The sequence below is a fragment of the Nocardia sp. PLKS1-43 genome, assembly GCF_059510335.1.
In genome coordinates, this window is sequence record NZ_JCAJZQ010000015.1 from 106093 (window position 1) to 128619 (window position 22527).

At 67.6% G+C, this 22527-nt stretch carries 22 protein-coding genes, 1 tRNA gene and 2 pseudogenes; 7 read left to right on the forward strand and 18 right to left on the reverse strand.

Translation table 11 applies throughout. The annotated features are described in order from the left end of the window. Positions 1-122: 122 nt before the first annotated feature. The 6 genes and pseudogenes from AC5WS7_RS35095 to AC5WS7_RS35120 form a co-directional block, all read right to left on the reverse strand. Positions 123-818, reverse strand: a complete 696-nt coding sequence (locus AC5WS7_RS35095; RefSeq protein ID WP_495959027.1) for an ABC transporter ATP-binding protein — start codon at positions 816-818, stop codon at positions 123-125. Between the two features lie 192 nt (positions 819-1010). Further along, positions 1011-1922: pseudogene (locus AC5WS7_RS35100) on the reverse strand (ABC transporter ATP-binding protein); the annotation flags it as partial. 41 nt (positions 1923-1963) lie between these two features. Next, positions 1964-3196, reverse strand: a complete 1233-nt coding sequence (locus AC5WS7_RS35105) for a branched-chain amino acid ABC transporter permease (protein ID WP_495958937.1) — start codon at positions 3194-3196, stop codon at positions 1964-1966. A gap of 70 nt (positions 3197-3266) precedes the next feature. Further along, entirely contained in the window at positions 3267-4301 is a 1035-nt protein-coding gene (locus tag AC5WS7_RS35110; RefSeq protein WP_495958938.1) for a branched-chain amino acid ABC transporter permease, read from the reverse strand. A gap of 159 nt (positions 4302-4460) precedes the next feature. Then, positions 4461-5651: a branched-chain amino acid ABC transporter substrate-binding protein gene (locus AC5WS7_RS35115; RefSeq protein WP_495958939.1), complete on the reverse strand. Its 1191-nt coding sequence runs from the start codon at positions 5649-5651 to the stop codon at positions 4461-4463. Between the two features lie 238 nt (positions 5652-5889). Continuing rightward, entirely contained in the window at positions 5890-6510 is a 621-nt protein-coding gene (locus tag AC5WS7_RS35120; RefSeq protein WP_495958940.1) for an ANTAR domain-containing response regulator, read from the reverse strand. A 202-nt stretch (positions 6511-6712) separates the two neighbouring features. Between AC5WS7_RS35120 and AC5WS7_RS35125 the strand changes: the two genes are divergently transcribed. From AC5WS7_RS35125 to AC5WS7_RS35140, 4 genes are all read left to right on the forward strand, one after another. Next, positions 6713-6799: transfer RNA gene (locus tag AC5WS7_RS35125), tRNA-Leu, on the forward strand. 195 nt (positions 6800-6994) lie between these two features. Then, positions 6995-7513, forward strand: a complete 519-nt coding sequence (locus AC5WS7_RS35130; RefSeq protein ID WP_495958941.1) for a phenylacetaldoxime dehydratase family protein — start codon at positions 6995-6997, stop codon at positions 7511-7513. A 145-nt stretch (positions 7514-7658) separates the two neighbouring features. Continuing rightward, positions 7659-8288: an arsenate reductase/protein-tyrosine-phosphatase family protein gene (locus tag AC5WS7_RS35135; protein WP_495958942.1), complete on the forward strand. Its 630-nt coding sequence runs from the start codon at positions 7659-7661 to the stop codon at positions 8286-8288. A 153-nt stretch (positions 8289-8441) separates the two neighbouring features. Further along, entirely contained in the window at positions 8442-8804 is a 363-nt protein-coding gene (locus tag AC5WS7_RS35140; protein WP_495958943.1) for a hypothetical protein, read from the forward strand. Positions 8805-8814: 10 nt separating this feature from the next. Here the strand turns inward: AC5WS7_RS35140 and AC5WS7_RS35145 are convergent, their stop codons facing one another. From AC5WS7_RS35145 to AC5WS7_RS35200, 12 genes and pseudogenes are all read right to left on the reverse strand, one after another. After that, entirely contained in the window at positions 8815-9711 is an 897-nt protein-coding gene (locus AC5WS7_RS35145) for an acyl-CoA thioesterase (RefSeq protein WP_495958944.1), read from the reverse strand. Continuing rightward, the gene (pyk, locus tag AC5WS7_RS35150; RefSeq protein WP_495958945.1) at positions 9712-11133 is read right to left on the reverse strand and encodes a pyruvate kinase; all 1422 of its coding nucleotides are present in this window, start codon (positions 11131-11133) and stop codon (positions 9712-9714) included. It lies immediately after the preceding gene. Positions 11134-11214: 81 nt separating this feature from the next. Further along, positions 11215-11883, reverse strand: coding sequence for an amino acid ABC transporter permease (locus tag AC5WS7_RS35155; protein ID WP_495958946.1), 669 nt, complete (start codon positions 11881-11883; stop codon positions 11215-11217). 16 nt (positions 11884-11899) lie between these two features. Beyond that, positions 11900-12277 (reverse strand): transporter substrate-binding domain-containing protein, encoded by a 378-nt coding sequence (locus AC5WS7_RS35160; protein WP_495959028.1) that lies wholly within the window; start codon positions 12275-12277, stop codon positions 11900-11902. A gap of 60 nt (positions 12278-12337) precedes the next feature. Continuing rightward, a pseudogene (locus AC5WS7_RS35165) lies at positions 12338-12825 on the reverse strand (transporter substrate-binding domain-containing protein); the annotation flags it as partial. Beyond that, the gene (locus tag AC5WS7_RS35170; protein ID WP_495958947.1) at positions 12785-13282 is read right to left on the reverse strand and encodes a TM2 domain-containing protein; all 498 of its coding nucleotides are present in this window, start codon (positions 13280-13282) and stop codon (positions 12785-12787) included. The gene AC5WS7_RS35170 and the pseudogene AC5WS7_RS35165, both read right to left, overlap by 41 nt. A 109-nt stretch (positions 13283-13391) precedes the next feature. After that, positions 13392-14615, reverse strand: a complete 1224-nt coding sequence (lgt, locus tag AC5WS7_RS35175) for a prolipoprotein diacylglyceryl transferase (protein ID WP_495958948.1) — start codon at positions 14613-14615, stop codon at positions 13392-13394. Between the two features lie 61 nt (positions 14616-14676). Beyond that, complete coding sequence (gene trpA, locus AC5WS7_RS35180) at positions 14677-15450, reverse strand: tryptophan synthase subunit alpha (protein ID WP_495959029.1); 774 nt, start codon at positions 15448-15450, stop codon at positions 14677-14679. 213 nt (positions 15451-15663) lie between these two features. Further along, positions 15664-16923, reverse strand: a complete 1260-nt coding sequence (trpB, locus tag AC5WS7_RS35185) for a tryptophan synthase subunit beta (RefSeq protein WP_495958949.1) — start codon at positions 16921-16923, stop codon at positions 15664-15666. After that, complete coding sequence (trpC, locus tag AC5WS7_RS35190; RefSeq protein ID WP_495958950.1) at positions 16920-17744, reverse strand: indole-3-glycerol phosphate synthase TrpC; 825 nt, start codon at positions 17742-17744, stop codon at positions 16920-16922. The genes trpB and trpC overlap by 4 nt, the downstream gene beginning before the upstream one ends. Before the next feature lie 147 nt (positions 17745-17891). Next, positions 17892-18926, reverse strand: a complete 1035-nt coding sequence (locus AC5WS7_RS35195; protein WP_495958951.1) for a Trp biosynthesis-associated membrane protein — start codon at positions 18924-18926, stop codon at positions 17892-17894. A 1-nt stretch (position 18927) separates the two neighbouring features. Then, a complete protein-coding gene (locus tag AC5WS7_RS35200; RefSeq protein ID WP_495959030.1) occupies positions 18928-20499 on the reverse strand; it encodes an anthranilate synthase component I in 1572 nt (523 codons plus the stop codon). A gap of 383 nt (positions 20500-20882) precedes the next feature. Between AC5WS7_RS35200 and AC5WS7_RS35205 the strand changes: the two genes are divergently transcribed. The 3 genes from AC5WS7_RS35205 to AC5WS7_RS35215 all read left to right on the forward strand — a co-directional run bounded on the left by AC5WS7_RS35205 (position 20883) and on the right by AC5WS7_RS35215 (position 22500). Continuing rightward, positions 20883-21191, forward strand: coding sequence for a hypothetical protein (locus AC5WS7_RS35205; protein ID WP_495958952.1), 309 nt, complete (start codon positions 20883-20885; stop codon positions 21189-21191). Positions 21192-21257: 66 nt separating this feature from the next. After that, the gene (locus AC5WS7_RS35210) at positions 21258-21836 is read left to right on the forward strand and encodes a permease (protein WP_495958953.1); all 579 of its coding nucleotides are present in this window, start codon (positions 21258-21260) and stop codon (positions 21834-21836) included. Between the two features lie 145 nt (positions 21837-21981). Beyond that, positions 21982-22500, forward strand: a complete 519-nt coding sequence (locus AC5WS7_RS35215) for a MarR family winged helix-turn-helix transcriptional regulator (protein ID WP_495958954.1) — start codon at positions 21982-21984, stop codon at positions 22498-22500. Positions 22501-22527 lie beyond the last annotated feature (27 nt).

Consider the following 22527-nt stretch of genomic DNA (forward strand, 5'->3'; position numbering starts at 1 on the left):
CCCGAGCGGAGCGAGAGCCGACAACACCGTTCGCGGCCCGTCTCGTCGTTCGGACGCGGGGCCGAACGACGAGACTTCGGGGGCCGCGGACACGCCGGAGCGAAGCGGGGCCGAAAACGCAGCTACGCGACGCCCAGATACGCCGATTTGACCGCCGGATCGGTCAGCAGCGCACGGCCGCCGCCGGTCTTGGTGATCTCACCGGTCTCCAGGATGTAGGCGCGGTGACTGCGGGTCAGCGCCTGCTGTGCGTTCTGCTCGACCAGCAGCACGGTGGTGCCGTTGGCGTTGATCTCGCTGATGATCCGGAAGATCTGCTGGATCACCATGGGCGCCAGGCCCATCGAGGGCTCGTCCAGCAGCAGCAGCCTGGGCCGGGCCATCAGCGCGCGGCCGATCGCCAGCATCTGCTGCTCGCCGCCGGACATGGTGCCGCCCACCTGTTTACGGCGTTCGGCCAGCCGCGGGAACAGCTCGAAGACCCGCTCGAGCGTCTGCGCGTACTCGGCCTTCTGCTTGAACGGCCGTGCGTGACAACCCATGTCGAGGTTCTCCTGCACGGTCATCCCCGGGAACACCCCGCGTCCCTCCGGGGCCTGGATCAGCCCCTCCACCACCCGCTCGTGCGCCCGCATCCGGCTGACGTCCTTGCCCGCGAACGTGATTCGCCCGCGTCCGAGCGGCAACAGCCCGGACAGCGCGCGCATGGTAGTCGTCTTGCCCGCGCCGTTCGCGCCCAGCAGCGTGACCAGCTCACCCTCCGCGACCTGCAGCGAAATGCCATGCAGCGCTTGGATTCTGCCGTAGCCGACGACCATGTCCTCGACCACGAGCAGCGGTTCGGCGCCGCCCTGCCCCGGACCGCCGGTGGTGAGCGCACTGGGCGACTGCGCCACCGGTTCGGGCCGGATGAACGCGACGTCGGGGGTGCCGGACCGATCGGGCGCGGGGACCTCGGCAGCGACCTCGCCCGGCGCTTCGCCGGAAGAATCAGGCTCCTGCGCGGCCGCCGCGGCCTCCTCGTCCGGCACACCCAGATAGGCCGCGATGACCGCCGGATCGTCCCGGATCTGCTCGGGCAGCGCATCGGCGATCTTGCGCCCGAACTCCAGCACCACGATCCGGTCGGTGACGCCCATGACCAGCCGCATATCGTGCTCGATCAACAGCACCGTGAACCCGTCGTCGCGGATCTTGCGGATCAGATCCATCAGCGCGGACTTCTCGCTCGGATTGAAGCCGGCGGCGGGTTCGTCCAGGCAGAGCAACTTCGGCTCGGTCGCCAGCGCGCGGGCGATCTCCAACCGGCGCTGATCGCCGTAGGACAGATTGCGCGCCTTCTCCACCGCCCGCGGCGCGATGCCGACGAACTCCAGCAGCGCCATACCTCGTTCGATGGCGTCACGTTCCTCGCGCCGGTGCCGGGAGGAACGCAACACCGCGCCGGGCACCGAGGTGTGGTGCCGGGCGTCGGTGCCCACGACCACGTTCTCCAGCGCCGTCATCTCCCCGAACAACCGGATGTTCTGGAAGGTCCGGGCGATGCCCAACCGGGTGATCTGGTTGCGCTTGGTCTTGGTGAGCGGTTTGCCGTCGAAGTACACCGTGCCCGCCGACGGCCGGTACACACCGGTGATGGCGTTGAAGCAGGTCGTCTTGCCCGCGCCGTTGGGCCCGATGAGCCCGAGGATCTCGCCGCGGCGGATCTCGAAACTCACCGAATCCAGCGCCGTGAGGCCGCCGAACCGCATCGTCAGCCCCTCGGTGCGCAGCAGCGGCTCGCCGACCGCGGTCTCGATTTCCCGGTGTGGCGCAACGACTTCCGCGACGACCTGGGTATCGGCCAGTTCCGGCACGACGGCGCCGACATCGACGACGCCGGCCGTGCCCGCCTCCGGTTCACTGACGTATCCCGCCGACATGTCCTCGTTGTCGAACAACGCGCCACCCGCGCCCGGCCCCGTCATGCGCCCACTCCCGTCGCCTCGGCGGCCGGTGCCGGCCGCCGTACCGCTCGGTACACCTGCCTGGAGTAGGCGAGCAATTTCTGCCGCGCCGGGAACAGCCCCTGCGGACGGAAGATCATCACCACCACCAGCGTGAGACCGAAGAACAGATATTTGAAGTCACCCAGCGACTGACCCGCCACGTTCACCGACATGAACCGGTTCGGCAGGTACACGATCAGGAACGCGCCGACGATCACGCCGAGCTTGTTGCCCTGACCGCCCAGCACCACCGCGCACAGGAACAGCATCGAGTTGATGACGTTGAACCCGGTGGGGTTGATGAACTGCACCTGACCGGCGTACAGCGCGCCGGACAGTCCGCCCACCGCCGCGCCGATCGTGAACGCCCACAACTTGAATTTGAAGGTGGGCACGCCCATGATCTCCGCGGCGTCCTCGTCCTCGCGGATCGCGACCCAGGCGCGGCCGACCCGGCTGCGCTCCAGATTGCCGACCAGGATCAGCACGACGATCACCAGCAGCATGCCGAGCCAGAACCACCAGACCCCGGAATTCGCCCGGTCCAGCAGGTTCCCGGAGTGGCGGTCACCCAGGTTTCCGGCCGAGAAGTAGCCGCCGGTATGGGTTTTCGACTCGCCCAGGTGCGGATAGGCGATGGCCGACAGCCCGAGGCTGCCGTTGGTGACCCCGCCCAGGTTGTCGGCGAGCAGTCGCACGATCTCACCGAATCCGAGGGTCACGATCGCCAGATAGTCACCGCGCAACCGCAGCGTCGGGGTACCCAGGATCAGGCCCGATGCGGCGGTCGCCAGGATCGCCAGCGGTACGCACAGCAGCCACGCCCATTTCGAGTCGAAGACACCGGAATTCGAGTGGAACGGGCTGTTCGGGCTGGTCAGGATTCCGACCGTGTAGGCACCGACCGCGTAGAAGCCGACATACCCCAGATCCAGCAGACCGGTCTGCCCGACCACGACGTTCAGGCCGATGGCGATGAGCGCGTACATCGCGAACTGCGCCATCACCCCGCCGAAACTGGTGCCCGGGGTGTTGATCAGCGGTGGCGGGAACAGGGCGATCAGCCCGAGCACGATGACCGCGGGCACGCCGAACGCCCATTGCGCCGGCCGGGACAACCCGCCCCACCAGCCGCGGATCGCATCACCGACACCGCGCGGCTGCTGCGGCGCGGTGGGAGTCACCGGCACCTTCGTCGCCTCGCTCATACTCTGTGTCCATTCCGGGCATTCACGGGCCCTCCGTGGTTACGCAAGCTGCCTCCTCCGGGCCTGACGCTCATACCCGGGCCTTTCCGAGACTCTCTCCCAGGATGCCGGTCGGGCGGAACATCAGCACCGCCACCAGCACCACGAACGCGACCACGTCACGCCACTGGGTGCCGAACAGGATCTGGCCGTAGTCCTCGGCCAGGCCCAGCAGCAGACCGCCCAGCAGTGCGCCGCGCAGGTTGCCGATGCCGCCGAGCACCGCGGCGCTGAACGCCTTGACGCCGAGGATGAATCCGCCGTTGAAGACGATGCCCTGCGGCACCTTCAAGGTGTAGAGCGTCGCGGCGGCGCCGGCCAGCAGACCGCCGATCAGGAAGGTCAGCATGATGACCCGTTCGCGCGATACGCCCATCAGCGTCGCGGTGTCCGGGTCCTGGGCGACCGCGCGGATGGCGCGGCCGAATTTGGTCTGGTTGATCAGGATCTCGGTGAGCGCGGCCAGCGCGACGGCGGCCAGGACGATCACGATCGCCACATTCGTCACCGAGGCACCGAACAGGGAGAACTCCTGTTTGGGCTCGACGAGTTTGATCGGCTGCTGCGGATTGGTGCCGCCCAGCCCGGGCACGATCTTCGGCAGCACGTAGTGCACGAACTCCTGCAGCACGAAGGACATGCCGATCGCGGTGATCAGGAAGATCAGCGGTTTGGCGCCGCGCTTGCGCAACGGCCGGTAGGCCACCCGTTCCAGGCCGACGGCGGTCGCACCGGACACCGCCATGCCGATCAGCATCGCCACCAGCAGGTAGACGATCGTCATCAGCAGGCCCTCGGAATAGGTGTTCCCACTGGCGGAGAACCCCAGCAGCTCCAATCCGACATACTGTCCGAACATGCCGAACATGAAGACTTCCGAATGGGCGAAGTTGATGAGCCTCAATACGCCGTAGACCAGGGTGTAGCCGACGGCGACCAACGCGTAGATCGCGCCGTAGCTCAACCCGTCGACGGTGAGCTGCCAGAACTGGTCGGCCACCCCGGAAATGTTGAAATCAATGGTCCCGGCATACAGCGCGGGATCCGCCAATACGGTTACAGACATTCGACACTCTCGTCATCGTGGGCAACAGCGTGCCCGAGTCCCGATGCGCGCCGCCGGAGCGGAAATCACGGGTGCCCCCGCCGAGGTGATGGAAGGGGCGTGCACCGGGACGATGGGTTCGCCTACCGGTGCACGCTGTTGCCGATACGGGGTTGGTCCCTACTTGACCTGGTACATCCAGATCAGGGCGTTCGACAGTTCGCCCGTGCCATCCCACTTGTAGTGCCGGGCCAGGCCCTGGCCGTCGTAGTTGCGCACGAAATCGAGCACGTCGGGACGGGTGACCTTGCCCGAGTCGATTGCCTTCAGCACGATCGTGGTCAGGTCGTACGCCTCGACCGAGTACACGCCCGGATCCTGCTTGTTCAGATCCTTGTAGGCGGCGGCGAAGGAGTCCGGCGCGGGGCCGCAGGGGCAGGACAGCAGGGCGCCCTTGGAGGAATCACCGGCCTGCTTGACGAACTGCGGGTCGTTGGTGCCGTCGTCGGAGACGAAGGTCGCGGTCACACCGGCCGAATGCAGCTGCTCCACCAGCGGGGCCGCCTCGGCGTAGTAGCCGGCGTAGAAGATCGCGTCCGGCTTCGCGGCCGAGAGCTTGGAGACCGTCGCGGAGAAGTCCTTGTCACCGGTCTTCACCTGAGCCGCGCAGGATTCGTCGGAGGCGGAGCCGAGCGCCGCGATGACCGACTTGGCAAGGCCCACACCGTAATCGGAGTCGTCCTGCACCACACAGATCTTCTTGAAACCGCCCGAGCCGGTCAGGTAGTGCGCGACCGAGGGACCCTGCAGATCGTCGTTGGCCAGACCGCGGAAGAAGGTCTTCCACCCGTTCTTGGTCAGCGAGGCGTTGGTGGCCGAGGAGGTCAGCGCGGGAAGTCCGGCGTCACTGATGATCTGGCCGGTGGCCTTCGTCTCGCCCGAGAACGCGGGACCGATCAGCGCGGTCACCGACTGATCGCTGATGACCGTCGGGACGACCTGGCTGGCCTTCTGCGGATCACCCTCGGTATCGAAGGGCTTCACCACTACCTGGCAACCCGGGTTCGCCTTGTTGTGCTGCTGGACAGCGAGTTTCACGCCGTCGACGATGTTGATGCCGAGCGCGGAGTTCGCCCCCGTGAGCGCGCCGGCCATCGCGATCGCCGTGGTGGGCGCGCACTTGGCCTTGCCGTCGCCCGCGGGATCGGCGGCCTGGGCCGTACCCGACTGGGTCACCGCCTTGCCCTGGCTATCGATCTGCACCAGCGACTTGATCGACAGACCGGTTCCACTGCCGCCACCGGCGCTGTTCGACGTCGATTTGCTACTGCAACCGGCCACGGCCAGAACGGCCGCCGCTCCGATCACCAACGCTCCGCGAACCACGCGAGTGCGCGTGGTGCTCCGCGTTATTGAACCAAGCACGATTCACCTCTATGTTCACCGATCCCCCGGGGTTGCCGAGAGGGCCGACCATGTCGGCCAAGCTCAGAACATAGCGTTGTGACGTTAGGTCCGCATCACATTCGAGCCATAAGTGCTACTTGGATCCCGAATATTCGTCAAGATCATGTTGCCGCCGTGTAAATCGACGGCAAATAGGTCGCTACTACGACTTGGGGGCGAGGTTCTCCAACACGACCTCGGCCACCGCCTTCATCGTCGTGCGGCGGTCCATCGCGGTCCGCTGTATCCACTTGAACGCCTGCGGCTCCGACAACCCCTGCGTCTGCATCAGCACACCCTTGGCGCGCTCGACCAGCTTGCGCGTCTCGAGCCGCTCGGACAGGCTCGCGACCTCGCTCTCGAGCGCGGTGATCTCGTGGAAACGGCTGGCTGCCAGCTCGATCGCCGGTACCAGATCGGATTTGGTGAACGGTTTGACCAGATAGGCCATCGCACCCGCGTCCCGGGCCCGCTCGACCAGATCGCGCTGGCTGAATGCGGTCAGAATCACAACGGGAGCAACACGATTGGTCGCGATCTCCGCCGCGGCATCGATGCCGTCGCGGCGTGGCATCTTCACATCCATGATGACCAGATCGGGTCGTAGCTCGGCGGCCAGATCGACCGCCTGCTGGCCGTCGCCCGCCTCGCCGACGACCTGGTACCCCTCCTCGGTGAGCATCTCCACCAGGTCCATCCGGATGAGTGCCTCGTCCTCGGCCACGACCACACGCTTGGCGGCGGTCGCCCCATCCTTCTTCGCGCCCCCTGTTGACGTTCCCATAGAAAGACCCCTCGTGTTCCGATGCCGATACCCGATGCTCCGATACAGTCCGACGCCGCCCTCGACGGACCGCTACGCATCCGAGTGCCCTAAAGCGTACCGTTCGACGCCGCCGAGAACCCACCTACCCAGCAGGAACCGGGGCAGTATCACACCGATTCGGTTCTCGGGAGGGTCACCGGCTATGATTTGCACCCGGTGCGCCGAGTTGGCGGAACAGGCAGACGCGACGGTCTCAAAAACCGTTGTCCGAAAGGACGTGTGGGTTCGAGTCCCACACTCGGCACCAGCTTCGCGGCCACTTCGGCCCCGGTCGGCGCTTTCGCCGATCCGCACATCGACGGACGATCGATCGCCGGGAATGTTATCGGACCGGAATCGACTCCCGAGCCCTCGGTGACCGCACCGATCGAACCGATCACCGGCGTATTACGTGCAAACGGGACAGGGGCAATCCGCACCCCGGCTCGATGGGAGGTCGCGAATGCGCGTGAATCGACTCACCGCGGATCTGTCCGAATATCCGGATCTCGTCGTCGTTTATCTGGGTATGCGCGTGCGCCGGCCGCGAGGCATGCTGCGACTGCTCGGATTGGGGCCGAAACTCTATCGCTCGCACCGCGATCGGCCCGACGGACTGCTGCTGCACGAAGATCTGATCTGGTCGCTGTTCCCGCCGCACTGGGGTGCGCGGCAGTACTGGCGCGACCTGGACAGTCTGGAGCGGTGGACCCGATCGTCACCGCATCGCGACTGGTGGCAGCGCTTTCTGCGGGATTCCGGGGGTACCGGGTTCTGGCACGAGGCGTACTTCCGGCGCGGCGGCATCGACACCATGTACGACGATATGACCACCCCGGCCGGGCTCGCCCGGGTCGCGCCCACGGTGCCGACGCGCGGACGGCTGTTCTCCACGCGCGGGCGGGTCGAGGACGCGGATCCGAAGACCGCGCCCGTGGTCGGTGAAAAGACTTATTATCGCGAAGATTCCAGCGGCAAATAAATGGCCGAGTTCGGGGCCGTTCAGCGACTCACAAGCAAACGTTTCTCGCGCGACTCGCTACACGGAAATGAACATCTGGCGACAATGGCGGATTTCCGCCATTGGCATCTTCTCGCCGCGCCCGCGGACGCATACCGTACCTGCCATGCATGTCCTGTTCGTCTGCACCGGCAATGTGTGCCGCTCGGTGATCGCCGAACGCCTCACCCGCGCGCTGGCGGACGAACACGGACTGTACGACGAGCTGACCGCCGAGAGCGCCGGCACCCGGGCACTGGTCGGATTCGGCGTGGAACCGCTTGCGGCACAGACGATCACCGGACTCGGCGCGAACGCGAGCGGATTCCGCGCCCGCCGCCTGAAGCCGGAGATGGTCGATCGCGCCGATCTGGTCCTGGCCATGACCGAGCAGATCCGCGACGACATCGTCGCGCACGTCCCCGGCGCGCGGCCGCGCACCTTCACCCTGCTGCAGGCGTACCGCATCGCCAAGGTCAGCGGGGCGCGCACCGTCCCGGAAATGGATCGCGCCCGCAACGATCTGGCGCTGGTGGGCCGGGAGAACATCGCCGATCCGGTGGGCTTGTCCCCGGAGAAGTACTGCGAGGTCGGCGACCAGATCGCCGAAACCCTCGCGCCGCTGCTGCTGGCGCTGTGCATGCCGGCCGCCCGCACCACCGACGACCGCGGCCGCCCGCGTCTGGTGGTTCTGCCCGGTGGGCGGCAGGACGAGCCGCCGGTCACCGACATCACTCGAATCGGCCGTCAGGCCTGAGCAATTCGCGCCGACGCTCCAGTACGGAGGCGTCCTCCCCATTTGCGGCGGAGAGCGACTACACTGCCGGGCGAATGGCCCGCCGAAGGTTCGACACAAGAACAGGACTCAGACATGCCGAAACGCATTTCGGATGTTTCGCTCCATGTTTACGTGACACCCGAAACTCTCGATCGTGTCGTGGCCACCGTCCGCCGGGTGGTCGACGAACACGTGGCCGACCGCGATCTGTTCGCCTGGCGGTTCACGCTGCCGGTCGACCCCGACCAGCCCACCCACGCGGTGCTGGAAACCCAATGGCGCCTTGATCATCCGGGCGCCGACCCCGGCGATCGCCGCACCTACGAGATCGCGCTGAGCCTCGTCGGCGACGCGAAACTGCTCACCGAGGCCAATCTGGCCCAGCTGGAGACCCGCCTGATGCTGTGCATCGCGGCCGAGGACGCGGCCCCCTACGAGATCCACACCCTGCACCGGGAGAGTTTCGACCTCGAGGAGAACCGCGAACTGATCTGAGCCGCGCGGCTCAGCGCCTGGCCGGGAAGTGCCGGATGACGCCTTCCTGGACGACCGTGGCGAGCAATTCGCCTGCGCGAGAATAGAAGTGCCCCATGGCCAGACCACGCTGACCGGCGGCCACGGGTGACTGGGTGGCGTACAGGGCCCAGTCGTCGAAGCGGAACGGGCGGTGGAACCAGATGGAGTGATTCACCGTCGCCGCGACGATCCGGTCGAAGCCCCAGGACAGACCGTGCGTGGTGATGATCGAATCCAGCACCGTGGTATCCGACGAATAGCCCAGCGTCGCAACGTGAATCAGCGGATCGTCGGGCAGAGTGCCGTCGGCCTTCATCCACACGCGATTGTGGTTCAGGGTTTCGCCGGTGCCCTTCAGGATCCACGCGGGATCGTTGGTGTACCGCATATCGATCGGATGCGGAGCCTGGACGAACATCTGCAGCCGGTCCTCGAGCCCCTCGAACGACTCCTCGACCCGCGGCAGACCGTCCGGATCGGGCACCTGGGGCTGCGGGGTGGCGTGCTCGAGACCCTTGCCGTAGTCCTGGAAGGCCGCCAGCATGACGAACAGCTCCTGGTCGTCCTGATAGGCGGTGACGGTTCGATTGGCGAACGCGCGGCCGTCCCGGTGCCGCTCGACGCGGTATTCGATCGGCTTCTTCACATCGCCGCCGCGCACGAAATGCGCGTTGACCGCGTGCACCGGACGTTCGGGGCCCACGGTACGCCCGGCGGCGATGATCGCCTGCGCGACCAGCTGACCGCCGAAGGTCCGGCTCCACACCTTCTCCGGGTGCTGGCCGAGGAACGTGTCCACACCGGTCTGCTCGAGGTCGAGCAGACCGAGCAGAACGTCCAGATCGCCCGTTCCCGTAGACACCGATTCGCCCAGTGACGTACTCAACTAGTGGTCCTCCTCGCCTATGCGATGCACGTGGATCAGGTTGGTGGAACCGATCGTTCCCGGCGGGGAACCGGCCACGATGACGACCAGATCCCCCTTGGCGTACCGGTTCAGCGACAGCAGTTCCTTGTCCACCTGACCGATCATCTCATCGGTGGTGCGCACGGTCGGCACGATGAACGTCTCCACGCCCCAGCTCAGCGACAGCTGGCTGCGCACCTCCGGCAGCGGGGTGAAGGCCAGCAGCGGCAGCGGGGTGTGCAGGCGGGCCAGGCGGCGCACGGTATCGCCGGACTGGGTGAACGCCACCAGCGCCTTGGCGTTGAGCCGCTCGCCGATATCGCGGGCCCCGTAGGAGATGACACCGCGCTTGGTGCGCGGCACATGGGTCAACGGCGGTACCCGCGTGGAGGTTTCGGATTCCACGGCATGCACGATGCGCGCCATCGTACGGACCGTCTCGATCGGGTACTCGCCGACCGAGGTCTCGCCCGAGAGCATCACCGCGTCCGCGCCGTCCAGCACCGCGTTGGCGACATCGGAGGCCTCGGCGCGGGTCGGGCGGGAATTGGTGATCATCGACTCCAGCATCTGGGTCGCCACGATCACGGGTTTGGCGTTCTCCCTTGCCATCTGGATGGCGCGCTTCTGCACCAGCGGCACCTGCTCGAGCGGCAGCTCGACGCCCAGGTCACCGCGCGCAACCATGATCGCGTCGAAGGCCAGCACGATCGCCTCGAGATTGTCGATCGCCTCGGGCTTCTCCAGTTTGCCGATCACCGGGACCCGGCGGCCCACGCGATCCATCACGTCGTGCACCAGTTCCACATCCGCCGGGGAGCGCACGAACGAGAGCGCGATGAAGTCCACGCCCAGCTTCAGCGCGAACTCGAGATCGGCGATGTCCTTCTCGGACAAGGCCGGAACCGAGACATCCATACCGGGCAGCGACACGCCCTTGTTGTTCGACACCGGTCCGCCCTCGGTCACCCGGCAGACGACGTCGTTGGCCTCGACGCGCAGCACGGTCAGCCCGACCTTGCCGTCGTCGACCAGCAGCCGATCGCCCGCCTTGGCGTCGGCGGCCAGTTCCTTGTACGTGGTGGACACCCGGTCGTGGGTGCCCTCCACGTCCTCGACCGTGATGCGCACCTCCTCGCCGGTGGCCCAGGTGGTGCGGCCGTCCACGAACCGGCCGAGCCGGATCTTGGGGCCCTGTAGATCGGCCAGGATGCCGACGGCGCGACCCAGGTGATCCGCGGCCTTCCGCACCTTCTCGTAGTTCTCAGCGTGATCGGCGTGTTCGCCGTGACTGAAGTTAAGCCGGGCCACGTCCATGCCGCTTTCGACAAGTTCGCGGATCCGGTCCTCGGAGGCTGTGGCCGGCCCGAGGGTGCACACAATCTTTGTCCGTCGCATCACGGCTCGAGCCTAGTCCTGCCCGGTCGGCTTCGCCGAGTGGGCACACCCTTCGCTATCAATAGGCCGAGCCTATGGCCCGGCTCACCCCGCGAGATGTCTGGCCAGCCGGGTCTCGAGACGAGTTTGCGCAAATCCGAGCACCAGACAGAGCACCCAGTAATAGAGGGCGGCCACACCGTAGAGCGCGAAGAAATCGAAAGTCGGGGCAGCCGCCAATTGCGCCACTCGCAACAATTCGGTTACCAGAATGGTGGAGGCCAGCGAAGTGTCCTTCACCAACGAGATGAGGGTGTTGGACAACGGCGGCAACGCGATTCGCGCGGCCTGCGGCAGCACGATCAACCGCAGCGTCTGCGGATACGACAGGCCCAGCGCCTCCGCCGCCTCCCACTGTCCGCGCTCGACCGACAGGATCGCCGCGCGAATCACCTCCGCCGCATAGCCACCCACGTTCAGGCTGAACGCGATCACCGCCGCCGGGAACGGGTCGATGACGATATTCAACTCGGGCAGTGCGTAGAACACGATGAACAACTGGACCAGCAACGGCGTACCGCGGATGAGCGAAATATAGAACCGCGCCACCGCGGCGACCGGACGCACCGACGACATCCGGGCCAGTGCCACGAACAACGCGAGCACCAGGCCGATACCGAAGCTGATCGCGGTCAGCGGCAACGTCTTGGTGACCGTCGCGACGAGCATCGGCTCCAGGTTGTGCCGGATCAGCTCCCAGGTCGGGGAGTCCATGGATCGCCCGACCGGCCTATTTGCTCACGTCGGCGCCGAAGTACTTCGCGGAGATCCGCGCCAGGGTGCCGTCCGCGCGTAACGTGTTGAGCGCGTCGTCGATTCGGCCGATCAGAGCGCCGGAATCCTTGCGCGCGGCGAATGCCTGCTTACTGGTATCACCGGTGTGGACCGCGATCCGCACGGCGGTGTCGCCGGTCTTCTTGCTGTACTCCCCCACCGCGAGGGTGTCGTTGATCGTGGCGTCCACGCGCCCCTGCTTCAGCAACTGGATCGCCTGCACGAACCCCTCCACGGCCTCGACCTTGCAGCCCGCCGCGGCGGCGACCTGACTCCAGTTGCTCGTCGAGGACTGGGCGCAGGTCTTACCGCGCAGATCGGCCGGGGCGAGCACCGAGTGGTCGTCGGCGCGAGTGACAATGACGCCCTCGGACGTCGTGTACGGCTGGGACAGAGCGTATTTCTGCTGCCGCTCCGGATTCACCGTCACCTGGTTGGCGACCAGGTCGAATCGCTTGGAAGCCAGACCGGCGAAGATCGAATCCCAAGGGGTCTGGGTGAATTCGACCTCTTGCCCAGCTTGCCGGCCACCGCCTGCGCGACCTCGATGTCGTATCCGGTGAGCTTGCCGTCGCTGCCCTGATAGCTGAACGGTGCGTAGGTGCCCTCGGTTCCGACCTTCAATACGTTCGGATCGCCGCTACCGCACCCGGCGGCCGTCCCGGCAACGACGATGAACGCGAGCACGGCGGCGAACAGCTTGCGGCGCAACGGATTTACCTCTCCGGCAGGCGGGCCCGTCGAGCGGGCCCGAGAGACAGAACCGGCACAGCCTACGGCATGCGCGCCCGTCGGCCGCAGGCTTTCGCTCGCAATGAGCCGAATTCCGGCGATCGGCGAATCAGCTCTCCTGCAACGGCCGTCCGTAGGTGTCGGGCACATTGCCCAGGAAGATCATGATCGCGTCGATCAGCGGCCAGATGCCGCCCAGACCGCAGGTGAAGATGGTGACCAGCAGCTGCGCGACGGCAATCCCGTTGTAGCCCAGATAAAATCGCCCGGCTCCGAAACCGCCGAGGAACAGTTGCAGCAGGCCCGCTACCAGCTTCGACTTGTCCGAGTACGGCATGCCGTACATATCGCGGCCGAACGGTGCCTGCGGATCCATTCCGGGCTGGCCGTACGGACCGGCCGGATAGCCGGGTTGCGGGTACCCGCCCGGCTGCTGTCCGTACACCTGCTGGTTGTAGGGGTTGGATTGCCCGTACGCGTCCTGCGGCTGTCCGTACGCGTCCTGCGGGTACTGCGGTTGCCCGTACGGCTGCCCGCCGATACCCGGGCCGGTGCCCGGCGCGCCGTACTGCGGCCCGTAACCGGGCTGCTGATAGGGGTCGGTCACTGGTGCACCTCGTGCTCGGTCATCTGTCCTCCTCGTCCGCGGGCCGCACCATCGCGACCCGCCTCACCCCGCCCGCCGCGTCGTGGCGGATCGGATATCGATCCCGGTCCTACTCGCCGCGTTTCGCCGTGGTGCCCGACGACTCCGCCGCCGCGGAAACCGTCGATTCCTCATCGTCGGCGGTGTCGTTTTCGCTACCGGGACTCCGCTCCTCGGTTTCGGATTCGGGCGCCGAACCGGCGGGCTCAGCTTGCCCCGATTCTCGCGACGGCGCACCCGATTTCCCGCCGTCCGCAGCGGAATCCTCGGCACCGGACGCGGACGGGATGTCGTCGGAGTCCGTGGCCTGCGTCGAATCCCCTTCTCGCTCCGCCGATTGCGCGCCGTGCTCGCGCAAGGCGCCGAACTGCCACGGCCACGGCCGGTGGCCGCCGGGCCGCAGCGTCGCGGCGGCCTCGCGCCCCTTGGTGGCGAGCACGAAATAGGCGATGGCACAGACGAATACGATCGTCGAGGTGAACGAGTTGATCCGGATGCCGAAGATGTGCGTGGCGTCGTCGTCGCGCAGCAGCTCCACCCAGAATCGGCCGAAGGTGTAGATCGCGACGTACAGCGCGAAAAGCCGTCCGTGGCCGATCCGCCAGCGCCGGTCCGCCAGGATCAGCAACACCACGCCGATCAGATTCCACACCAGCTCGTACAGGAAGGTCGGTTGCACGATGCGCTGGACAACGCCGGTGGACACACCGTTCATCATGTCCAGCTGGCCGTTGTGGTCGAAGCGCAGATAGATTTCCAGGCCCCACGGCTTGGTGGTGTCGTGGCCGTACAGCTCCTGGTTGAAGTAATTGCCCAACCGGCCGATCGCCTGGGCCAGCAGAATGCCCGGCGCGATGGCGTCACCGAAGGCGGGCAACGGAATTCGGTACACCCGGCAACCGATCCAGGCGCCCACGCCGCCGAGCAGCACCGCACCCCAGATGCCGAGGCCGCCGTCCCAGACCCTCAGCGCGTCCCAGGGATCCTTGCCGGTGTCGAAATACCGGTACCAGTCGGTGCACACGTGGTAGAGCCGCCCGCCGACCAGGCCGAACGGCACCGCGAACATCGCCACGTCCAGCACCGCGCCCGCGCGGCCGCCGCGCTGCTGCCAACGCCGCTCGCCCCACCAGATCGCGACGATGATGCCGATGATGATGCACACTGCGTACGCCCGCAGGGGTAGCGGCCCGAGATTCCAGACCCCGCGTGGCGGACTCGGAATATAGGCCAGCACGGAACCGTGCACGGCACTGTTGGCGACAACACTCTCGGCCAGGAGTCGGTAGGTCACGCGCCCACCGTAACGGAAACCGCTCGCGCCGCATCAGGCGCGGTCGGCCGGAGATCGCGCGCTAGGTGGTGACGGCCGCCGAACGTACGCCCTCGGCGAGTTCCGCGGTCAGCGCGCGAACCTCGTCGAGCCCCTGACCGGCGGCGGTGACCAGGGCCGACCCGACGATCACCCCGTCGGCGTAGGCGGCGATCTCCGCGGCCTGCGCGCCGCTGCGCACACCCAGGCCCACGCCGATCGCGATATCGGAGTGGGTCCGGATCCGTGCGCACAATTGCGGCGCCATCGAGGACACCGCGGCGCGCGCGCCGGTCACGCCCATCGTCGAGGCGGCATAGACGAAACCGCTGCTGGCCTCGATGGTCTTGACCAGACGCTCCTCGGTGGAGGACGGCGCGACCAGGAAGATCCGGTCCAGACCATGCGCCCGGGAGGCCGCGAACCAGTCCTGCGCCTCCTCCGGAATCAGATTCGGGGTGATCATACCCAGGCCGCCCGCGGCGGACAGATCCCGGGCGAACCGGTCGACGCCATACTGGAGCACCGGGTTCCAGTACGTCATCACCACGGCCTTACCACCGGCCGCCGTGATCGCCTCGACGACGGCGAACACGTCCCGCACCCGCACCCCGGCGCGCAACGCCTGCTCGGCGGCGGCCTGGATGGTGGGCCCGTCCATCACCGGGTCGGAATACGCGACGCCGACCTCGATGACATCGCAACCGGACTCGACCATCGCCCGGCACGCGGCGATGGAACCGGCCAGATCCGGATAACCGGCGGGCAGGTAGCCGATCAACGCGGCCCGGTCCTCGGCCCGGCACGCCGCGAACATCTCCGCCAACCGGCTCACTTCTGCTCCTCCTGCGGCTCGTCGAACCGGCCGAACGACTCGGCCGCCGCGCTTTTCGATGTCACTGCCGTGTCCTTGTCGCCGCGACCGCCATGCCCGTTCATCGCGCGTCCTCATCGAACAAGTCGCACCACTCGGCCGCCGCGCTTTTGCATATCACAGCCGCGTCCTTATCGCCGCGACCAGCATGCCCACTCATCGCGCGTCCTCATCGAACAGGTTGAACCACTTGGCCGCGGTATCCATATCCTTGTCGCCGCGACCGGACAGGTTCACCAGGATGATCGCGCCCTCGCCCAACTCGCGCCCCAGGGTCAGCGCACCGGCCACGGCGTGCGCGGATTCGACGGCCGGGATGATGCCCTCGCGGCGGGACAGCAGCAGCAGCGCGTCCATCGCCTCGGTGTCGGTGATCGGGCGGTACTCGGCGCGACCGATGTCCTTGAGGTAGGCGTGCTCCGGGCCGACGCCCGGATAGTCCAGCCCGGCGGAGATGGAGTGCGACTCGATCGTCTGCCCGTCCTCGTCCTGCAGCAGATACGAGTATGCGCCCTGGAACGCGCCCGGCGTTCCACCGGTGAATGTGGCTGCGTGCCTTCCGGTTTCGACTCCGTCACCAGCGGCCTCGTACCCGATCAGCCGCACGCCCGGATCGTCGATGAAGGGGTGGAAGATGCCGATCGCATTGGATCCGCCGCCCACACAGGCCGCGACCGCGTCGGGCAGCCGCCCGGCCTGCGCCTGGATCTGCGCCCGCGCCTCCAGCCCGACCACGCGTTGGAAATCGCGCACCAGCAGCGGGAACGGATGCGGCCCCGCGGCGGTGCCGAACGCGTAGTAGGTCTCGTCCGCGTTGGTGACCCAGTCGCGCAACGCCTCGTTGATGGCGTCCTTGAGGGTCTGCGAACCGGTGGTCACCGAGACGACCTTCGCGCCGAGCAGCCGCATCCGCGCGACGTTGAGCGCCTGGCGGGCGGTGTCCACCGCGCCCATGTAGACCACGCAGTCCAGCCCGAGCAGAGCGCAGGCGGTCGCGGTGGCGACGCCGTGCTGTCCCGCGCCGGTCTCGGCGATGACCCGGGTCTTGCCCATTCGCTGGGCGAGCAGCGCCTGGCCCAGCACATTGTTGATCTTGTGCGAGCCGGTGTGGTTCAGATCCTCGCGCTTGAGGAAGATGCGCGCTCCGCCGGCGAATTCGGCCAGGCGCACACATTCGAACAGCGGTGAGGGACGTCCGGCGTAGTCGCGCTGCAGCCGGTCCAGCTCGGCGAGGAAGTCCGGATCGACGCGGCACTTGTCGTACTGGGCGGTGACCTCCTCGATCACGGCCATCAGCGCCTCGGGGACGTGCCGACCGCCATAGACCCCGAAATGCCCGCTCGCATCGGGTTCGTGGCTGCGCTGCGTCACGCCCTCGCTGGCCTGGGGCAGTACCGGTTCCTGGGTCCGGTTCATCGTGCCGCACCCCGGCGCAGCGGACGCGGGCACGACGGGTGGGTTCCGGCGGTCGCCAGCTCGGATACCGCCGCGCGCGGATCACCGCTGGTCACCAGGCTCTCGCCGACCAGGACGGCATCCGCGCCCGCACCGGCGTAGGCGAGCAGATCGGCGGTACCGCTGACACCGGACTCCGCGACGCGGATCACCTCGGTGGGCAGGCCGGGCGCGATCCGCGCGAATACGTCGCGATCCACCTCGAGCGTTTTGAGGTTGCGGGCGTTCACGCCGATGACCGAGGCTCCCGCCTCGAGCGCGCGGTCCGCCTCCTCCTCGGTGTGCACCTCGACCAGCGCGGTCATCCCCAACGATTCGGTGCGATCGATGAGCGAGGACAGCACGTCCTGTTCCAGAGCGGCCACAATCAGCAGGATCACGTCCGCGCCGTGCGCGCGGGCCTCGTGGATCTGATACGGACCGACCACGAAATCCTTGCGCAGGATGGGCACGTCGACGACCGCGCGCACCGCGTCGAGATCGTCCAGGGAGCCGTTGAACCGGCGGCCCTCGGTGAGCACGCTGATGATCCGCGCGCCACCGTCCTCGTACGACTTGGCCAGGCTGGCGGGATCCGGGATGTCGGCCAGCTCGCCCTTGGAGGGGCTGGACCGCTTCACCTCGGCGATCACTCCGACACCGTCCTGGTGCAATGCGGCCAGCGCGTTGCGCGGGGACGGGGCCGCCGCGGCGGCCTTCTTGACGGCCTGGAAATCCAGGTGGGCTTCCCGTGCGGCGACATCCGCGCGGACCCCGTCGAGAATCGAGTCGAGTACCGTCATCTGGCTCGAATCCTTTCTGGGGAGACGGAGTTGATGCCTGAGAGTCCCCCCAGGCCGTTGTCTCTCACCGAACTTGATAAAGAGTAAATGGCTATGTTCCCGACGCCGACGGCGGGGTGTTCCGCGTCGCACCTGGGCGGATATGACTCACCGGTCACGTTCGGCCCCATCGTCGGTGGGGTCCGCTCCCGCATCCAGCGCATCCCACAGCACACGTTCGGACAGGGGTTCCTTCGCTGCCGAACCCGCTTGCGCGGCATCGGATTCTACCGCGCCGGCCGGTGTGTGCCCGGAGGTTGCGGAAGCCGAGTCCGGCACGGCGTCGCGCTGCCGCGCGACCTGCTCGGCCGCGGCCGCTCGCCGGAACACCGGATTGTCGTACTTGCCCGACATTCTCGCCGTGGCCTCGGGCATTCGGGCGAGCAGCACACCCGCGACGAAGGCCAGCAGCGCGCCGATCAGGCTCAGCGCCGCGGGAAATGCCGCGGTGGTGACATGATCCACGTGCGCGCGGGCCGGTAGCTGAGCCAGCGTGGCGGCGCGTTCGGCCGTTCTGCCGTGATGGGTCAGCAATGCGAATCCCGGCACCGCGGCCACCGCGGCCAGCAGGGCGACCACCACCCCGACCAGCCGCCGCAGCCAGCCGCGGGTCGCGAAGACGGCCGCGACACCGGCCAGCAGGACGAGAGCCACCGGGGTCAGCGCGCCGAACCACACGCCGCCGTCGAGCCGATGGGTGGCCGGTTCGGTGAGCCCGTCGGAGGACACGATCGTCACCCAGGTCATGCGCGACGCGGCCCACAGCGCCGCCGCCGCCGAAACGAGCAACACCACCGGCCCGATCGGGTTCTTTCGCCGCCCGGGGGCTTGCGGCCGCTCGGGAGCGTCGTCGTCGGTGCGGGCGGCGTGCTCGACGCCGGGCGGGGCCGGCTCGACGCGGGCCTGACCGGCCTCGGGCGACACACCCTCCGCACGGGCCCGCGCGGCGTCCCCTCGCACCACGGCCGCGTCGGCTCGGGCCTGCTCGCCATCGGTTCCGGCCTGCGCCGCGTCGGGCCTGGCCTGCACCGCATCGGTCCGCGCCCGCGCCGCGTCGGTGTTCACGCCATCCGCACCGGAGGCCGACGCAGAGTTCTCGGGGGCCGAATTCGACTGGGCCGGTTCGGAATCCGCGGAACTCACCTCAGCTCGCCGTGCCCTGTTCGGGGGCGAAGGCGCGGACCGTGCGTGCTGCCGCGACGGCCTTGAGCACCGCCATCGCCTTGTTGCGGGACTCGGTGTCCTCGTATTCGGGTTCGGAGTCCGCGACGATGCCGCCGCCGGCCTGCACATAGGCGATGCCGTCCTTGAGCACCGCGGTGCGGATGGCGATCGCGGTATCGGCGTCACCGGCGAAGTCGAGATACCCCACCACTCCGGCGTACACCCCGCGACGCGTCGGCTCCAACTCCTCGATCAGCTCCATCGCCCGGACCTTGGGCGCACCGGACAGCGTGCCCGCCGGGAAGCACGCCTGCACCGCGTCCAGGGCGATGCGGTCCTCGGCCAGCTGCGCGGAGACGGTGGAGACCAGATGCATCACATGGCTGTACCGCTCGACGTGGCGATAGTCGGTGACTCGGACCGTCCCGGGGCGGCACACCCGGCCCAGATCGTTGCGGCCCAGGTCGACGAGCATGAGATGCTCCGCATTCTCCTTCTCGTCGGCCAGCAGGTCCTTCTCGAGCAGCAGATCTTCCTCGGTGGTGGCCCCGCGCCACCGGGTACCCGCGATCGGGTGGGTGGTCGCGACGCCGTCCTTGACGGTCACCAGCGCTTCCGGGCTCGAGCCGACGATCGTGAACGCGGTCTGTCCCGCCGCGTCCGGAACGTGCATCAGGTACATGTACGGACTCGGATTCGACGCCCGCAGCATCCGATACAGATCCAGCGGGCTGCCGTCGTAGTCCATCTCGAATCGCTGCGAGAGCACCACCTGGAACGCCTCACCGGCCTCGATCTCCTTGACCAGCCGGCGCACGCCCGCGTGGTGCTCCTGGCTGCTGCGCTGCCGCCGGTACTCCGGTTCGGGCCGGTCGAACACCGAAACCGTGGACTCGGCCGGTGCGGCCAGGGCGACGGTCATCCGGTCCAGACGCGCGACCGCGTCGTCGTACGCCTCGTCGACGCGCTCGTCGGTGCCGTTCCAGTTGACCGCGTTGGCGATGAGGGTGATCGCGCCCTCGTGGTGGTCGAAGGCCGCCAGGTCGGTGGCCAGCAACATCACCATCTCGGGAACGTGCAGATCGTCCTGCGCCAGCGAGGGCAGCCGCTCCAGCCGGCGCACGATGTCGTAGCCCAGGTAACCGACCAGCCCGCCGGTCAGCGGCGGCAGATCCGGGAACCGCTCGGTGCGCAGCAGCTCGAGCGTGTCCCGCAGGGCGCGCAGCGGATCACCGCCGGACGGGGCGTCGGCGGGGGTCGCGCCGTACCACGCCGCCGCCCCGTCCACCACCGTCAGCGCGGCCGGACTGCCCGCGCCGATGAACGACCATCGCGACCACGATCTGCCGTTCTCGGCCGACTCGAGCAGGAAGGTGCCCGCCCGGTCGCCGGCCAGCTTACGGTAGGCCGAAAGCGGAGTTTCGGAGTCCGCCAGCACCTTTCGAGTCACCGGTACCACACGGTGCTCGGCCGCGAGAGCACGGAAGTGTTCGCGGGTGGTGGTGGTCGATGTCCCCGGACGATCGGTTGCGCCGTGCATACCGCCCATCATTTCAGCAACGGGCAACCGAGATTCCCGCGGCCCATATCCGGGCTGCCCGGTTCGCACCATGCGCGGGCGTCCCGGGCGCTACCCTTACGAACGCCGTTCGCGGCCGAACGAGGTCATCGGCGGCGGATGCGCCGAACCCGCACCCGACGAAGTCCGCTCGCCGAGCTCTTCCGGGCGGGCCATCGGACGCAGTCGAACCCTGGGCAGCACCGAGTTCCAGGAAATGCTCTACCGGACCGGGCCGATCGGCGATCGATGCCGAGGGGTACCGGTCCCCGTTCCACCAGCAGCTAGACCAAGCGGATATTTCATGCCCTGCGCGACGCGCGAGCCTGATCAGCGCGGCGGCAGGGCACACGAGACAGAGCGGAGTTCGTAGACCGATGTACCCCTCGCAACCGATCGCACCCGAGGCCCCCCGGTTCCCGTCGCAGCCGCTGGGCGCGATGCCCGGTCAGGCGCCCCGGACGATGCCGCGCAGCCCGCAGACCGGCGGTACCCGGTCCGATGCCCTGGCGTCCTTCGTCACCTACGCCAAGGCTCTGGAGAGCCTGGACCGGCGCAAATTCCCGGACGAGTACGCCGAGCACGCCGATCGCATCAAGGAGCTCAGGCCGTTCCTGAAGGCGCACGGCATCCTGGACGTCATGCAGATCAAGAATCCGGAAGTGGCCACACTGCTGGGAGTCTGACCGGCTTTCCGATACCGGGCGTGTGCCGCGCCCGGTACTTCGGCAAATTCCGCCTACGCTGGTCACATGACCTCGCAAAGTGCGGAGCAATCATCCAGCACCAATACGTGGCGGAATCGGATCATCGGCATTGCCGCCGTGATCGTGGCGCTGGTCGTCGCCTATTTCATCCTGGCCTCGTTCATTCCGCGCTGGTGGGCACAGCGCATCGCGAGCATGTCCGGGCACGGCAGTTTCGCCAAGGGAATCTGGTCGGGTCTGGGGTTCGGATTCTTCTGCACGGCGATCCCGCTTTTCCTGCTGATGGCCGTCGTCGCGGTCTGGCGGCGTAGGGGCGGGCGGTTCATGGCCGGATGCGCGGCCGTGCTCGCACTGGTGATCGCCCTGCCGAACCTGATGACGCTCACCATCGTCTGGGGCGGCAGCGGCGCGGCCCATGCCGGGGAGCGCGTGCTGGACGTCCAGGCGCCGGGTTTTCGCGGCGCGACGTTGACCGGCGCCATAGTCGCCGCCATTCTTTTTCTTCTCGCGTTGTTCCTGCGGATGCGCGGGCGCTGGCGCACGCGGCACGCCGGGCGGCATCGCAAGGACCCCAGCTCACCGCCGCCGTCGGTCCAGCCCGCCGACGTGGAGCGCAACGGGTGAGAGATGTCACGTCATTCACAACATCCGTGACCATCGAGCGAAATCATGGCAAACTACGTGTCTGCAGGTGACCGTGGATTGACCGTTCAAGACCAACCAGTTTCGCTAACCAGATCACGTCACTTGGCTGTAAGAGAGGCTCGAAGTGACGAAGTGGCTGAACCCCACCGAACAGCGAGCGTGGCGAATTCTTGTCGCGCTCACGACCCGGCTGCCCGCCGCCATGGATACGCAGATGCAGCGCGAATCGGGTGTCACCCACTTCGAGTACCTCGTCCTCGAGCTACTGGCCGCCGAACCCGAACGCCGACTTCAGCTCAGCGAACTGGCCTCTCGGGCAAACGCTTCGCTATCTCGCCTGTCCCATGTGGTGACCAAATTGGAGCGGCTCGGCTGGGCCGAGCGGGAGATGTCCACGGGTCGCCGGGGCGCGGACGCGGTACTCACCGAAACCGGGTATCTGAAGGTGCAGCAGGCCACCCCCGGCTATCTCGAGGCCGTGCGCGGGCTGGTCCTGGACGGACTCGACGAGCAGCAGACCGAACAGCTCGCGGAACTCGGCCAGGCCATGGTCGCGCAACTCGAGGCCGGGCTCACCCGCGGGCTCGGGCGTACCAACGGACGCCCGTCTGCGGCTCAGCCCAGCGAATCAGCTTCGGAGTGAGGCCCCCGGTTCACCCGCGGCGGCGTA

Excerpts from the sequence above, each read along its gene's own strand:
- AC5WS7_RS35120 (WP_495958940.1), bottom strand. The coding sequence starts at position 6,510 with ATGGGAACGTCAACAGGGGGCGCGAAGAAGGATGGGGCGACCGCCGCC.
- AC5WS7_RS35155 (WP_495958946.1), bottom strand. The coding sequence starts at position 11,883 with ATGGACTCCCCGACCTGGGAGCTGATCCGGCACAACCTGGAGCCGATG.
- AC5WS7_RS35205 (WP_495958952.1), top strand. The coding sequence starts at position 20,883 with ATGTACCCCTCGCAACCGATCGCACCCGAGGCCCCCCGGTTCCCGTCG.
- AC5WS7_RS35110 (WP_495958938.1), bottom strand. The coding sequence starts at position 4,301 with ATGTCTGTAACCGTATTGGCGGATCCCGCGCTGTATGCCGGGACCATT.
- trpC (WP_495958950.1), bottom strand. The coding sequence starts at position 17,744 with ATGACGGTACTCGACTCGATTCTCGACGGGGTCCGCGCGGATGTCGCC.
- AC5WS7_RS35135 (WP_495958942.1), top strand. The coding sequence starts at position 7,659 with ATGCATGTCCTGTTCGTCTGCACCGGCAATGTGTGCCGCTCGGTGATC.
- AC5WS7_RS35200 (WP_495959030.1), bottom strand. The coding sequence starts at position 20,499 with ATGATGGGCGGTATGCACGGCGCAACCGATCGTCCGGGGACATCGACC.
- AC5WS7_RS35095 (WP_495959027.1), bottom strand. The coding sequence starts at position 818 with ATGGTCGTCGGCTACGGCAGAATCCAAGCGCTGCATGGCATTTCGCTG.
- trpB (WP_495958949.1), bottom strand. The coding sequence starts at position 16,923 with ATGAACCGGACCCAGGAACCGGTACTGCCCCAGGCCAGCGAGGGCGTG.
- AC5WS7_RS35210 (WP_495958953.1), top strand. The coding sequence starts at position 21,258 with ATGACCTCGCAAAGTGCGGAGCAATCATCCAGCACCAATACGTGGCGG.
- AC5WS7_RS35130 (WP_495958941.1), top strand. The coding sequence starts at position 6,995 with ATGCGCGTGAATCGACTCACCGCGGATCTGTCCGAATATCCGGATCTC.
- trpA (WP_495959029.1), bottom strand. The coding sequence starts at position 15,450 with ATGTTCGCGGCGTGCCGGGCCGAGGACCGGGCCGCGTTGATCGGCTAC.
- AC5WS7_RS35105 (WP_495958937.1), bottom strand. The coding sequence starts at position 3,196 with ATGAGCGAGGCGACGAAGGTGCCGGTGACTCCCACCGCGCCGCAGCAG.